Here is a 13,415-nt window from a genome sequence, read left to right on the forward strand (position 1 = left end):
CACCGGCCGCACGGCATGCGCTGCCGACGGTCGTACGACCGGTCAGGCCCCGGCGGCCGCGGCTTGGCCACGCGAGGCGGCAGGCGTTCGGGTGACCGCGCAGGCCGCCTGGGGCGACCGCTCGGCCCCGTCTTCGCGGGGCGATCGCGCAGATGCGCTGTGTCCGCGTTCCAGGGCGGCCCTGCCACCGGATTCGCCCGAGCCGCGCTGGTTATGGCGGTACACGGACGCGAGGTCGGCGATCATTGTGGCGACCTCGCCCAGATAGTCGGCCATGCCGGGGAGGAATGGCTTCCTCGGCCCCGGCCTAGCGTCCGAGGGCCTTCAGGACGGTCCCGAGCTGCTGTGCCGGCTCGGGCCCTACCATCCGCAGTACGACCGTGCCTGCTCCGGCCGCTTCCAGTGCGCGGACTCGTTCGGCGGCCTCCTCAGCCCTGCCGGAGACGGTGAACACCTGCCGCGCCGGGCGGCCGAGCCAGGCGCCATGGCCCTCTGTATGAGGCTGTAGCGCCTGCGCCACCTGATCGGCGTCGTCGCCCACGCAGCAGAAGGCGAGCACCGTCAGAGTGTGGTCGGCAGAGGCTCCGCCCTTCCTGGTCAATGCCCGAGCATTCTCCAGATCTTGCGGCCCATGGCCCTCGGCGATCAGCGTGCCGTCCGCGACTCGCCCGGACAGCTCCAGGGAGCGGGGCCGCACTACGCCGGCGACGACCGGCGGCGGCTCGGCGGGGGGATGCACCAACTGGATGCCGTCCAGTCGCACTTCCCGGCCCTCCAGCTCGACCCGCTCCCCGCGCAGCAGCGCCCGCACGGCAGTGATGGTCTCTTGCAGGAGGGCGAGCGGCGACCGTGGCGCAACGCCAACCGAGGCCATCCACTCCGGCACCCCATGGCCGATTCCGGCCACCAGCCGCCGCGGGAACACCCGCGCCAGCGTCGCCAGCTCCATCGCGAGCAAGGCCGGACTGCGCAACGGAGCGGGCGCGATGCCGATGCCTACCCGCAGGAACTCCGTCGCTCCCAGCGCCACGGACGCGGCCGATACGCCCCCGTTCCATCCGAGGTCCTCGACCACCCAGAGATCGTCCACTCCGAGCGCCTCGACCTCCCGTGCGAACTTGGGCAGCCCTTCCGGTGCCCAGTCACGGTCGTACATCACGCCGATCCGAAACGTCGTCATGGACCGCAATCTATGGTCGGTTCCAGTGAGTGATCAATGCTTCAGGCAAGGTCGAGGGCGTCAGCACCCAGTGGTTCGCGATGTCGCCTTCCTCAGCGGCGAGCGTACGCAGCGACTGGACCGCGCGGACGGCCAGTCGGTCATGTCTCCCGCCTGGGGCGACCGCGCGGACGGCCGGTCGACCCCGGTCTCCCGGGGCGAGTACTCAGCCGCCCATCCCTGGAATTTCCGCCAGCCGCACCAACCGCCGCTCCCGGCGCGACAGTTCGCAGGCCTCCGCTATGCGGAGCGCCTGCAGGGCCTCGCGGCCGTCGCAGGGGTTGGGGCGTTCGCCGAGCACCACGTCCACGAAGGCCGCGAGCTCGGCCTCGTACGCGGGGGCGAAGCGTTCCAGGAAACCGGTCCACGGTTTGTCGGCGGCCGGGGGCCCCATGGGTTCCGTGGAGGCGATCGGTGTGCGGTCGTCGAGGCCGACGGCGATCTGGTCGAGCTCTCCGGCGAGCTCCATGCGCACGTCGTATCCAGCGCCGTTGCAGCGTGTGGCCGTGGCCGTGGCGAGCGTGCCGTCGTCCAGCGTGAGCACCGCGGCGGCCGTGTCCACGTCGCCCCACTCGCGGAACACGGCCGGCCCCGCGTCGGACCCGGCCGCGTACACCTCGGTGACCTCATGGCCCGTCACCCAGCGCAGGATGTCGAAGTCGTGGACGAGGCAGTCCCGGTAGAGGCCGCCCGACAGCGGCACGTACTCGGGCGGAGGCGGGGCCGGGTCGGAGGTGATCGCGCGGACGGTGTGCAGCCGTCCGAGGCGCCCGCCGCGGACGGCTTCGCGCGCGGCCGTGTACCCGGCGTCGAAGCGCCGCTGAAAGCCGAGTTGGAGCGCCGTACCGGCTGCGTCCACCTCGGCGAGCGCGGCCAGCGTCCCGGCGAGATCCAGCGCGATGGGCTTCTCGCAGAACACCGGCAGCCCGGCGCGCGCCGCCCGGCCGATCAGCTCGGCGTGCGCCGAGGTCGCCGCGGTGATCACCACCGCGTCGACCCCCCAGGTGAAGACCTCGTCGACGCCCGGTGCCGCCGTCGCGCCGAGCCGGTCCGCGAGTCCGGTCGCCCGCTGCCGGTCGGCGTCGGTGATGACCAGCGAGCCCACCTCGCGGTGCCGGCTGAGCGAGGCCGCGTGAAAGGCGCCGATGCGGCCCGCCCCGATGAGTCCGATGCGCATGACCCAAACGTGGCGTCCGGGTCCTGGACTGTCAATATTTGTCCGGATAAATGCGCGGCATTCATCCGGATATGCGGCCGCAGTCCGATCACATGCCGTGCAACGCCGGGTGCGCCTGCGTCACAGGAGGCAGAAGGAACACATCAATCACTCTGGTCACAGCCCTGATCACTCTGGTCCCGTCGTCACCTACGTGCTGCGGTCGCGATCTTCTCGATCCACCGGCCAGGCGCGTCGCGCCACCTCACGCTGCGCCTCGCCGCCTCACTCCGCATCGAGCCGCAGCACCACCACGCCATACGGCGCCAGCACCACGGACTCGAGCGGCTCGCCGTCCAGCGGTGCCAGCCGGTGTCCCGGCGCCACGACCGGCTTCACGGGGAGCTCCGTGGGGCACTGGCTGACCAGCCACACCCACCGGTGGCCGTCCTCGTGCTCCAGGAGGTCCACCGCGACCCGCGGATCGTCCACGGTCACCGGACGCCGCACGCCCGCCCGGGCAGCGAGCGCGTCATAGAGGCTGCTCGTCGCCTCCGGGTTCACGCGGGGCGTCACGGCCGCCATGTGTTCGACCGGGTACGTGCACAGCACCACGCTGCCCGTGCCGACCCGGCGCTCCAGCAGTGCCGGGCGTCCGTGCGCGTCCGTGGCGACGACCTCGGCCCCGTCCGGCTCCACCGGCAGGAAGCAGCGGCTGTTGGCCGTCCCGGCGGTGCGGAAGGTCAGCCGTGCGCCTTCCTGCAGGCTTCCGAACGGCCGCCCGAAGGTGAACACCGTCTCGTCGTCCTCGATGGGGTTCACCAGTCCGTAGGTCAACTGGTGCCGTACGCCGAAAAGTTCGTTGAGGTGCGCGTACCACGGCCCGCGCTGCTCCTCGTGCGCCCCCGGCGAGTACGAGACGTAGACCGTGGCCCCGCCGCGGGCGAGCTCCTCCAGCCGGTACCAACTGGGGGACAGCAACTGCTTCGTGGAGGGCACGAGGTAGAGCCGGTGGCCGTCCGGCAGACCGTCGCTCTCCCTCACGACCGTCGCCGGTGCGTCCGCGAGACGTGCGGCGATCCAGGCCTGGCGGGCGGTCTCCTGGACGTACGAACGGTCCTCGGCGCGCGTGAACGGGTAGAGCGTGTCCAGGTACGAGGAGACCACGAGCGCCGTGTCCGTGTCCGCTCGGTGGCACCGGGCGAAGTCCACCTGCTCCAGGACCCTCGCGAAGTCCCGGACCTCACGCAGCTGCGGCTTGGGCCGTCCCTCGTTGTCCGTCAGCCCGAAGTGCATCTCGAACGCGTGGTGCCGGTAGGGCGGCTGCTCGCGCAGGTTGTCGTAGTCGGTGTTGTTCCAGGCGATCCAGCCGGTGGCACCGGCCAGCAGGCTGTTGTGCAGGGCCTGCCGGTAGTACGAGGCGGCGTTCTCGTCCGAGGCGAAGGCGGAGGTCAGGCCGAACTCCTCCAGGACGACGGGGCGGTCGAAGGTTCCGGTCAGCTCGCACACCCAGGCGGCCGCGTAGTGCTGCCGCACCGGGTCGTCCTCCATGCGGTAGACGTGCGGGCCGAGCCAGTCGCACAGCTCGGCCGTGTCCCGCACCCGGAAGCCGTTGTCGTGCCCGGAGTTCTCCAGGCCCCAGGCGCCGTCGCCGAGTGACACCGGCTGTGTCCCGCCCCCTGCCCGTACGGCGTCCACCACCAGCTGGGCCCACGAGGCGACCGCTTCCCGGTCGGCCCCCTCGGCGCCGTAGATCGGCATCTCGTTGGAGATCAGCCAGCCCGCGACCGCCGGATGGTCCTTGAAGCGGCGCGTCATCTCGCGGGCGAACCATGCCTGGCGGGCCACCAGCCACACGTCCGTGTACAGGTCGCGGCCGCCGCGCCACGCCGGGTCCCAGTTCTCGCCGGACATGTGGCCGACGATGAAGGTGGGCACGGTGGTCATGCCGAGGGCGCGGTGCCGGTCGAGGAAGTCGGCGTAGTGCGCGCACAGCTCCTCGTCGACGCGGTCGGGTTCGGGCATGAAGTCCGGCCAGTAGAAGAACGACCGGGTCATGTTCATCCCGTGGTCGCGCAGCACGCGCAACTCCTCGGCGACGACCTCGCCGTCGTACGAGCGCCACATGAGCGGGCCGCCGGTGCGCGACCAGAAATTGGCGCCCAGCCAGTGGACGGGGCTGTCGGACACGGAAATCCGGGCAGCAGGACGCGGCATCGGCGAACTCCCCTGAGGAAACGGGTGAAGGTGGGTGCGGCCCGTTGCGGACGGGCGTGCCGCGCTGTTTCGACAGTGAAGCGCTGTACCGGTTTAGCGTCAAGGGTTCTCGCAGCGTCTAAAGCGGTCGTCTAAATCGGTTTACTGCACGGTCCTCGGTGCACCGACGCTGCCGCGCACCGTGAGCGTCGGCGCCGTGTCCTGTACGTCCCCCAGGCCCAGCCCGCCCGCGGCTTCCCGCAACCGGCGTGCCGCTCGCGCCCCGTACGCCGCTATGTCCCTGCTCAGCGCGGTGAGCGACGGATGCACGAGCTCGCACAGCGCAGAGTCGTCCCACGCCACCACCGACACGTCCGCCGGCACCCGCAGGCCGAGCGCCTGCGCGGCCGTCAGCCCGGAGACGGCCATCACGTCGTTGTCGTACACGATCGCCGTCGGCGGCTCCGGGTCCGCCAGCAGGGCGCGGGTCGCCGCCGCACCCTGCTCGCCGCTGTAGTCGGCCTCCATGATCCGGCTCGTGACCCTCAACTCCCGTGCGAACGCCTCGAAGGCGGCCGTACGGATCACGGTGTGGCGCAGGCGCCGGGGGCCGCCGACCCGGGCAATCCGCCGGTGTCCGAGCCCAGCAAGATGCTCAAGCACTGTCCGGACGGCCGCCGCGTCGTCGCTCCACACGGCGGGCAGCCGGCCCGTGCCGACGGGTGCCCCGATGACCACCGCGGGCATCCCCAACTCCTCGAGTACCGGCACGCGCGCGTCGTCGGCCTGCAGGTCCACCAGGAAGACGCCGTCGACGCGGCGCTGGGCCCACCACGACCGGTAGAGAGCGATCTCCGCGGCCTGGTCCTCGGCCATGGTCAGGACCAGGGGGGTGGCGTCGCGGATCAACTCCCCCTGGATGCCGGAGATCAGCTGCATGAAGAACGGCTCGATGCCGAGAGTCCGCGCCGGGCGGTCGATGACCAGCCCGAATGCGCCCGCCTTGCCGTCCGAGAGGGCTCTCGCCGCGCTGTTGGGCTGCCAGCCGAGCTCCTCGGCGATCGCGAGGATGCGGCGCCGCGTCGGCTCGGAGACGCCCGGCCGGTTGTTCAGGGCGAAGGAGACCGCGGCCTTGGTGACGCCGGCGCGCCGGGCGATGTCCGCCATGGTGGGTCTTTTCACGTGCTGCCTCGCAATGCGATGGGGGCGTCGGTTGCCCTGGACCTGGGGGGTTCGACGATATTCGACTGAACCGGTTCAGCGAACATTCCTCACGGGATTCCGTAATCACGCTCGAGCGTCCAACACCGAATCGTGCAACGGCATTGACACCTCATTTTGCACACCCTTAATTTCACGGGCACCGGCAGTGTGCGGACCGCTGCCGTGCCGTCACCCGTGCCTCCCCCGGTGCCTTGAGAGTCCGGGAGGTGCCCCGCCGAGCGAAGGGCCGCCATGACCACCGCCAGGAACAGGTTCGCCGCAGCCGGAAGCCACCGCACCACGAGAAGGCTCGTCGGTGCCAGGTCGGGACTGACCGCAGTCCTGCTCGCCGCCGCGCTCATGGCCGCGGGGTGCACCGGGGGCGGGGCGTCGTCGAAGGGGGAGGAGGCCGAGGCGCCCGACGACCCGAAGAAGGTCTCCGGGACCATCAAGGTCCTCACGCACCGCACGGACCTGGTGCAGGACGGCACGATGAAGGAGTACGCCGCCGAGTTCAACAAGACCTATCCGAACGTCAAGGTCGAGTTCGAGGCCCTCACGGACTATGAGGGCGAGGTCAAGATCCGCATGAATACGGACAACTACGGCGACGTGCTGATGATCCCGGCCGCGATCAAGAAGAACGACTACCCGAAGTTCTTCGCCTCGCTGGGCAGTCAGGCCGAGCGCAGCAAGAAGTACCGCTTCACGGACTTCACCACCGTCGGCGGCAAGGTCTACGGGCAGAGCCCGATCGGTGTGACCCCTGGGTTCATCTACAACAAGAGGGTCTGGCAGGAGGCCGGAGTCACCGACTGGCCCACCACTCCGGCCGAGTTCATCGCCGACCTCAAAGCCATCAAGTCCAAGACGGACGCCATCCCGTACTACACCAACTTCAAGGACATGTGGCCGCTGAGCCAGTGGACCGGCGCGATCGGGTCGGTCAGCTGCGATGTCCAGGCCAACGACAAGCTTGCCGCATCGGATCCGTGGGCGAAGGGCGGCGAACTCCGGACGATCGACACGCTGCTGTACGACATCGTGCACCACGGCCTCGTGGAGAAGGACCCGACCACCACCAACTGGGAGGGCTCGAAGCCCAAGTTGGCCAAGGGCGAGATCGCCACGATGTGGCTGGGCTCCTGGGCGATCACGCAGATGCAGGCCGCCGCCGAGGAAGCCGGCACCGATCCGGACGACGTCGGATTCATGCCCTTCCCCGCCCAGAAGGACGGCGTGTTCTGCCCCTTGGTCGCGCCCGACTACAACCAGGCCGTCAGCATCCACTCCCAGCACAAGCAGGCGGCCCGCGCCTGGATCGACTGGTTCACCGACAAGTCCGGGTACGCCGAGGACAATCTGACTCTCTCGCCGGTCAAGGGCGCTCCGCTGCCCGACGTGCTGAAGCCCTACGAGGACGCGGGTGTCAAGTTCATCGAGCTCGACCAGACCAACACCGCTCTGGTCAATGAAATCGACAACGCCTCGGAGATCGGCCTGAACAAGCCCGACTACCGCCAGGACCTCGTGGACCTCGCCCGCGGCGCGCGTAAGGGCAGCCTGGAGGACTACTTCGCGGACCTGTCGAAGCGCTGGACGGACGCCGCGAAGACGGCGGGCTCCTGAGGGGCGCCCGCGATGACCGACACGGCATCCGAGGCCACATCCCAGGCGGCCTCCGTGGGGGTCCCCCCGGCTCGGGCGAAGTCGAGAGCCTGGGGGAGGAGGGGCCGGCCGGGCAGGGCGGGGGCTCCGGTGGCCCTGCCCGGTCCCGCCCCCCGTCCCTGGCGCGCGCGCCTGCTGCGGGGTGCAACGCCGTGGCTGTTCATGGCCGCCGCGCTCGTTCTGCTGGTGACGTTCACCTACGCACCTGTCGCCAACATGGTCGCGTACAGCTTCACCGACTGGGACGGCGTGAGTCCCGAACTGTCGTACACCGGTGTCGGGAACTACGTGGACATCTTCACGCGGCCCGAGCTGTTCCAGGTGTTCTTCGTCAGCCTCTACTACCTGGCGGCGTCGGTGGTGCAGATCGCCGCCGCGCTCTACTTCGCCACGATCCTCAGCTTCAACACCCGCTTCCGGAACTTCTTCAAAGGGGTGCTGTTCTTCCCGTACCTGATCAACGGGGTCGCGATCGGCTTCGTGTTCCTGTACTTCTTCCAGGACGGCGGCACGCTCGACTCGGTGCTCGCCCTGTTCGGCGTCGACACCGACCGGGCCTGGCTCTCCACCTCCACATCGGCCAACGTCTCGCTGGCCGGGGTCTCCGTATGGCGCTTCATGGGCCTGAACTTCGTGCTGTTCCTCGGCGCGATCCAGTCCATCCCGAGCGAGCTGTACGAGGCCTCGGAGCTCGACGGCGCCAACAGGTGGCAGCAGTTCCGGCACATCATCGCGCCCGGGATCCGGCCCATCATCACGCTGAGCGCCATCCTCGCCATCTCGGGCTCGCTGTCGGCCTTCGAGGTCCCGTACATCATGACCGGCGGCGCGACCGGCACCGAGACCTTCGTGATCCAGACCGTGAAGCTCGCCTTCCAGTTCAACAAGACGGGACTCGCCTCCGCGGCAGCCGTCGTCCTGCTGCTGATCATCCTGGCGGTGACGTGGGTTCAGCGCCGTCTCGTTCCGGACGACAAGGTGGACCTGGTATGACGCCCCGTGCGGCCACGGCCGCCACGCTGAAGTACGCCTCTCTGATCCTGGCCGCGGTCGTCGTGCTGCTGCCGCTCTGTGGCGTCTTCCTCACCTCGCTGAAGTCCTCGAAGGAGATGGCGCGCGGCAGCGGCGCCCTGACGCTGCCCGACGACTGGCTGAACCTGTCCAACTACGTGACGGCCTTCCAGGACGGCCAGATGCTGGCGGCGTTCGGGAACACCGCGTTCATACTGGCCTTCGCGATCACCGGAACCGTCGTGATCGGCTCCATGACCGCGTATGCGATCGACCGGTTCGACTTCCGCCTCAAGAAGCTCGTGGTGGCGCTGTTCCTGATCGCGACGCTGGTGCCCGGCGTGACCACGCAGGTGGCGACCTTCCAGATCGTCGACAGCTTCGGCCTCTTCGACAGCCGGTGGGCGCCCGTCGTGCTCTACATGGGCACGGACATCGTGTCGATCTACATCTTCCTGCAGTTCATCCGGGGCATCCCGGTCTCGCTTGACGAGTCGGCCCGACTGGACGGCGCGAACGCCTTCACCATCTATCGGAAGATCATCTTCCCGCTTCTCAAGCCGGCCATCGCGACCGTCGTCATCATCAAGGGCATCACGGTCTACAACGACTTCTACATCCCGTTCCTCTACATGCCGTCGGAGGACCTCGGCACCATCTCCACCTCGCTCTTCCGCTTCAAGGGGCCCTTCGGGGCGCACTGGGAGACCATCTCGGCGGGCGCGGTACTGGTGATCCTTCCCACGCTGATCGCCTTCCTCTTCCTGCAGCGGTACATCTACAACGGCTTCACCAGAGGGGCGACCCGATGACGCCGACCGCAGGCACCGTGAGCCGTGAGGGGCGTCACTCGCGAATCGTACGGTTGTCCGGACAACAGAACCTCTCGACTTCCCGTCGTCATTTGGCGGCGACTACGCTCACTCCGTGTCCAAACCAGATGTCGATGCCACCGTGTCGCTCCAACTGAGCGTCGACCGCAACAGCCCGGTCCCGCTGTACTTCCAGCTGTCGCAGCAGCTGGAAGCGGCGATCGAGCACGGAACGCTCACGCCGGGCAGCCTCCTCGGCAACGAGATCGAGCTCGCCGCGCGGCTCGGACTGTCCCGGCCGACCGTCCGGCAGGCCATCCAGTCGCTCGTCGACAAGGGCCTGCTCGTACGCCGCCGTGGTGTCGGCACCCAGGTCGTGCACAGCCAGGTGAAGCGGCCGCTGGAGCTCAGCAGCCTCTACGACGACCTCGAGTCGGCCGGCCAGCGCCCGGCCACTCGCGTTCTGGGCAATATCCTCGAACCCGCGTCCGCCGAGGTCGCCGCCGCCCTCGGGGTCGCGGAGGGCAGTGACGTACAGCGCGTCGAGCGGCTGAGGCTGGCCCACGGCGAGCCCATGGCGTATCTGTGCAACTGGCTGCCCCGCGGGCTGCTCGCCCTGGACACCGAGCAGCTGGAGGCCACCGGCCTCTACCGGCTGATGCGCGCCGCCGGCATCACGCTGCACAGCGCCCGCCAGACCATCGGCGCCCGCTCCGCCACAGCCGAGGAGGCCGAGCGGCTGACCGAGCCCGAGGGTGCCCCGCTGCTCACCATGCAGCGCACCACCTTCGACGACACGGGCCGCGCCGTCGAGTTCGGCTCGCACACGTATCGGGCCTCGCGCTACTCCTTCGAGTTCCAGCTGCTCGTACGGTCCTGAATCCCTCCCCTGAATCCGTTCCCTGAATTCCTTCAAAGCCCGGGAAGCCCGCCCGACGTGACCTGAAGCCCGCCGGACGTGAGCTTGTGCACAGCGCCGCGTGTCCGGATACCGGATTTCTGTCCTCGATAATGAGTCGTTCGAGGTCGGAGAACATCCGGCCCCGACCATCGAGCAGGAGTTCAGGAAGGGCGCGGCGTCGTGGCAAGGGTTCGGACAGGGGTACGTGCGATGGGCGCCGTGCTGGTGGCGGCGCTCGGGCTGTCCCTGGCGGGATGCAGCAGCACCGGCGGCAAGCGCGCAGAGGACGCCCGCAAGGCCGCGGCCGCCGGGGGCAGGGCCGCGGTGGACACGCCCCGCTGGACCTTCGCGATGGTGACCCACTCCGGCGACGGCGACGCCTTCTGGGACATCGTCCAGAACGGCGCCAAGCAGGCCGCGGTCAAGGACAACATCAACTTCCTGTACTCGCACAGCGACGAGGCGCAGCAGCAGGCGCAGCTCGTGGACGCCGCCGTCGACAAGAAGGTCGACGGCATCATCGTGACGCTGGCCAAGCCCGACGCCATGAAGGCGGCCGTGGCCCGCGCCGTCAAGGCCGGGATCCCGGTGGTGACCGTCAACTCCGGCTCCGCCGAGTCCAAGGAGTTCGGCGCGCTCACCCACATCGGCCAGGACGAGACCGTCGCGGGCGAGGCCGTCGGCGAGGAGCTGAACGAGCGCGGCCGGAAGAAGGCGCTCTGCGTCCTGCACGAGCAGGGCAACGTCGGCCACGAACAGCGCTGCGCGGGCGCCGACGACACGTTCGACGGCGAGATGCAGAACCTCTACGTCGACGGCACGAACATGCCCGACGTCCAGTCCTCCATCGAGGCCAAGCTGCAGGCCGATCCGTCCATCGACTCCGTCGTCACGCTCGGCGCGCCCTACGCGGACGCCGCCGTCAAGGCCAAGCAGAGCGCGGGCAGCAAGGCCGAGGTCGACACCTTCGACCTCAACGCCAAGGTGGCGGCGGCGCTGAAGGCCGGCACGCTCGGCTTCGCCGTCGACCAGCAGCCGTACCTCCAGGGCTACCAGGCCGTCGACCTGCTGTGGCTGTACAAGTACAACGCCGACGTGCTCGGCGGCGGCAAGCCGGTCCTCACCGGGCCGCAGATCATCACGAAGGACCAGGCCGCCGCGCTCGCCGAGTACACGGAGCGGGGGACCCGATGACCGGCACCGCTCCCGCCTCCGCGCCCGGCGCGAAGCCCGGCCCCGCACCACAGAAACCCTCCCGCGACGAACGGCTGCTCACCACCTCACCGCTGCGCAGGCTGCTCGGCCGTCCCGAACTGGGCTCCGTCGTCGGAGCCGTCGCCGTCTTTCTCTTCTTCGCCGTCTTCGCGGACAGTTTCCTGCGCGCCTCCAGCCTCAGCACCGTCCTGTACGCCGCGTCGACGATCGGCATCATGGCCGTACCCGTCGCGCTGCTCATGATCGGCGGCGAGTTCGACCTGTCCGCGGGCGTCATGGTGACCAGCTCGGCGCTGATCTCGTCGATGTTCAGCTACCAGATGACCGCGAACGTCTGGGTCGGCGTCGGCGTCTCGCTGCTGGTGACGCTCGCCTTCGGGCTCTTCAACGGCGTACTGCTGACCCGCACCAAGCTGCCGAGCTTCATCATCACGCTCGGCACGTTCCTGATGCTGACCGGCATGAACCTCGGCTTCACCAAGCTCATCAGCGGCACGGTCTCCACGAAGTCGATCTCCGACATGGAGGGATTCCCCTCCGCCCGGGCCCTGTTCGCATCGCAGCTCACCGTCGGCGGCGTCACCGTCAAGGTGACCATCCTGTGGTGGCTGGCGCTGGTCGCCGTCGCCACCTGGATCCTGCTCCGCACGCGCGCGGGCAACTGGATCTTCGCCGTGGGCGGCAACGAGGACGCGGCCCGCGCGGTCGGCGTCCCGGTGAACAAGACCAAGATCGGCCTGTACATGGGCGTCGCCTTCGCCGCCTGGGTCTCAGGCCAGCACCTGCTCCTGTCGTACGACGTCGTGCAGTCCGGCGAGGGCGTCGGCAACGAGCTGATCTACATCATCGCGGCCGTCATCGGCGGCTGCCTGATCACCGGCGGATACGGCTCCGCGGTGGGGTCCGCCGTCGGCGCCCTGATCTTCGGCATGACGAGCAAGGGCATCGTCTTCGCCGAATGGAACCCGGACTGGTTCAAGTTCTTCCTCGGAGCGATGCTGCTCCTCGCGACCCTGCTCAACGCCTGGGTGCGCAAGCGTGCGGAGGCCACCTCATGACGACCGCGACGACGACCGCCACGACGACAGCGGACGCCGCGGCGCGTCCCGCGCTCGTCGAGCTCGACGACGTCAGCAAGTACTACGGCACGGTCCGCGCCCTGGAAGGCGTCTCGCTGGAGGTCCACGCGGGCGAGATCACCTGCGTCCTCGGCGACAACGGCGCCGGCAAGTCGACCCTCATCAAGATCGTCGCGGGCCTGCACCAGCACGATGCGGGCACCTTCCGCATCGAGGGCGACGAGGTCAGCCTCGCGGGCCCGCGTGAGGCCCTGGACCGCGGAATCGCCACGGTCTACCAGGACCTGGCCGTCGTCCCGCTGATGCCGGTGTGGCGGAACTTCTTCCTCGGCTCCGAGCCCCGGAAGGGAAGGGGCCTCTTCAAGCGCCTCGACGTGGGCCTCATGCGTGAGACGACCCGCTCCGCACTGCTGCGCATGGGCATCGACCTGCGCGACGTCGACCAGCCGATCGGCACCCTGTCGGGCGGCGAACGGCAGTCCGTGGCGATCGCCCGCGCCGTCCACTTCGGGGCCAAGGTCCTCGTACTGGACGAGCCGACGGCGGCCCTCGGCGTCAAGCAGTCGGGTGTGGTCCTCAAGTACGTGGCCGCCGCCAGGGATGCAGGGCTCGGTGTCGTCCTCATCACACACAACCCGCACCACGCCTACCTCGTGGGCGACCGCTTCGTGCTGCTGAAGCGGGGCACCATGGCGGGCAGCCATCTCAAGGACGGCATCACGCTCGACGAGCTCACCCGGCAGATGGCGGGCGGTTCGGAGCTGGAGGCCCTCCGCCACGAGCTGGAGCGGGAATCGGTGTCCCCGGCTCCGGTGTCTGCGGCCTCGGGGCCCGCGGGATCTGTGTCGGCGGCATCGGTGTCCGCGGGATCTGTGTCGGCGGCATCGGTGTCCGCCGATGTGAGCGGATACTCGAAGGAAGCGGCACCGAATCGGGTGGAATGACCGAAATGCTC

The 13,415-nt window shown here is 69.2% G+C and carries 12 protein-coding genes; 7 read left to right on the plus strand and 5 right to left on the minus strand.

Annotated elements, in window-relative coordinates; translation table 11 throughout:
- Positions 1-42: 42 nt before the first annotated feature.
- The 5 genes from STSP_RS39860 to STSP_RS35765 all read right to left on the minus strand — a co-directional run bounded on the left by STSP_RS39860 (position 43) and on the right by STSP_RS35765 (position 5,738).
- Positions 43-276, minus strand: a complete 234-nt coding sequence (locus tag STSP_RS39860) for a hypothetical protein (RefSeq protein ID WP_198547518.1) — start codon at positions 274-276, stop codon at positions 43-45.
- 31 nt (positions 277-307) lie between these two features.
- Complete coding sequence (locus STSP_RS35750; protein ID WP_067285350.1) at positions 308-1,180, minus strand: LLM class flavin-dependent oxidoreductase; 873 nt, start codon at positions 1,178-1,180, stop codon at positions 308-310.
- Between the two features lie 205 nt (positions 1,181-1,385).
- Positions 1,386-2,396: a Gfo/Idh/MocA family protein gene (locus STSP_RS35755; RefSeq protein ID WP_067285351.1), complete on the minus strand. Its 1,011-nt coding sequence runs from the start codon at positions 2,394-2,396 to the stop codon at positions 1,386-1,388.
- A gap of 264 nt (positions 2,397-2,660) precedes the next feature.
- On the minus strand, positions 2,661-4,592 hold the full coding sequence (locus STSP_RS35760; RefSeq protein WP_067285353.1) for a cellulase family glycosylhydrolase: 1,932 nt from the start codon (positions 4,590-4,592) through the stop codon (positions 2,661-2,663).
- A gap of 141 nt (positions 4,593-4,733) precedes the next feature.
- Complete coding sequence (locus STSP_RS35765) at positions 4,734-5,738, minus strand: LacI family DNA-binding transcriptional regulator (protein ID WP_198547519.1); 1,005 nt, start codon at positions 5,736-5,738, stop codon at positions 4,734-4,736.
- A gap of 396 nt (positions 5,739-6,134) precedes the next feature.
- On the opposite strand from STSP_RS35765, the gene STSP_RS35770 reads away from it, so the two are divergent.
- The 7 genes from STSP_RS35770 to STSP_RS35800 all read left to right on the plus strand — a co-directional run bounded on the left by STSP_RS35770 (position 6,135) and on the right by STSP_RS35800 (position 13,404).
- Positions 6,135-7,403: an ABC transporter substrate-binding protein gene (locus tag STSP_RS35770; protein WP_067285436.1), complete on the plus strand. Its 1,269-nt coding sequence runs from the start codon at positions 6,135-6,137 to the stop codon at positions 7,401-7,403.
- Between the two features lie 12 nt (positions 7,404-7,415).
- On the plus strand, positions 7,416-8,435 hold the full coding sequence (locus tag STSP_RS35775; protein WP_078067777.1) for a carbohydrate ABC transporter permease: 1,020 nt from the start codon (positions 7,416-7,418) through the stop codon (positions 8,433-8,435).
- Positions 8,432-9,265 carry a carbohydrate ABC transporter permease gene (locus tag STSP_RS35780; RefSeq protein ID WP_067285359.1) on the plus strand — a complete coding sequence of 278 codons (834 nt, stop codon included), beginning with the start codon at positions 8,432-8,434 and terminating at the stop codon, positions 9,263-9,265. Before STSP_RS35775 ends, STSP_RS35780 begins: the two co-directional genes overlap by 4 nt.
- A 142-nt stretch (positions 9,266-9,407) precedes the next feature.
- Positions 9,408-10,145 carry a GntR family transcriptional regulator gene (locus STSP_RS35785; RefSeq protein WP_067285361.1) on the plus strand — a complete coding sequence of 246 codons (738 nt, stop codon included), beginning with the start codon at positions 9,408-9,410 and terminating at the stop codon, positions 10,143-10,145.
- 201 nt (positions 10,146-10,346) lie between these two features.
- Positions 10,347-11,360, plus strand: coding sequence for a sugar ABC transporter substrate-binding protein (locus STSP_RS35790; RefSeq protein WP_067285363.1), 1,014 nt, complete (start codon positions 10,347-10,349; stop codon positions 11,358-11,360).
- Positions 11,357-12,439: an ABC transporter permease gene (locus STSP_RS35795; RefSeq protein WP_078067778.1), complete on the plus strand. Its 1,083-nt coding sequence runs from the start codon at positions 11,357-11,359 to the stop codon at positions 12,437-12,439. Before STSP_RS35790 ends, STSP_RS35795 begins: the two co-directional genes overlap by 4 nt.
- Entirely contained in the window at positions 12,436-13,404 is a 969-nt protein-coding gene (locus tag STSP_RS35800) for an ATP-binding cassette domain-containing protein (protein WP_078067779.1), read from the plus strand. The genes STSP_RS35795 and STSP_RS35800 overlap by 4 nt, the downstream gene beginning before the upstream one ends.
- Positions 13,405-13,415: the final 11 nt, after the last annotated feature.

The sequence above is a fragment of the Streptomyces jeddahensis genome (genome assembly GCF_001642995.1).
Lineage (GTDB): Bacteria > Actinomycetota > Actinomycetes > Streptomycetales > Streptomycetaceae > Streptomyces > Streptomyces jeddahensis.

Coding starts and splice junctions, on each gene's coding strand:
- STSP_RS39860 (WP_198547518.1), bottom strand. CDS start 276: ATGGCCGACTATCTGGGCGAGGTCGCCACAATGATCGCCGACCTCGCG.
- STSP_RS35750 (WP_067285350.1), bottom strand. CDS start 1,180: ATGACGACGTTTCGGATCGGCGTGATGTACGACCGTGACTGGGCACCG.
- STSP_RS35755 (WP_067285351.1), bottom strand. CDS start 2,396: ATGCGCATCGGACTCATCGGGGCGGGCCGCATCGGCGCCTTTCACGCG.
- STSP_RS35760 (WP_067285353.1), bottom strand. CDS start 4,592: ATGCCGCGTCCTGCTGCCCGGATTTCCGTGTCCGACAGCCCCGTCCAC.
- STSP_RS35765 (WP_198547519.1), bottom strand. CDS start 5,738: ATGGCGGACATCGCCCGGCGCGCCGGCGTCACCAAGGCCGCGGTCTCC.
- STSP_RS35770 (WP_067285436.1), top strand. CDS start 6,135: ATGGCCGCGGGGTGCACCGGGGGCGGGGCGTCGTCGAAGGGGGAGGAG.
- STSP_RS35775 (WP_078067777.1), top strand. CDS start 7,416: ATGACCGACACGGCATCCGAGGCCACATCCCAGGCGGCCTCCGTGGGG.
- STSP_RS35780 (WP_067285359.1), top strand. CDS start 8,432: ATGACGCCCCGTGCGGCCACGGCCGCCACGCTGAAGTACGCCTCTCTG.
- STSP_RS35795 (WP_078067778.1), top strand. CDS start 11,357: ATGACCGGCACCGCTCCCGCCTCCGCGCCCGGCGCGAAGCCCGGCCCC.
- STSP_RS35800 (WP_078067779.1), top strand. CDS start 12,436: ATGACGACCGCGACGACGACCGCCACGACGACAGCGGACGCCGCGGCG.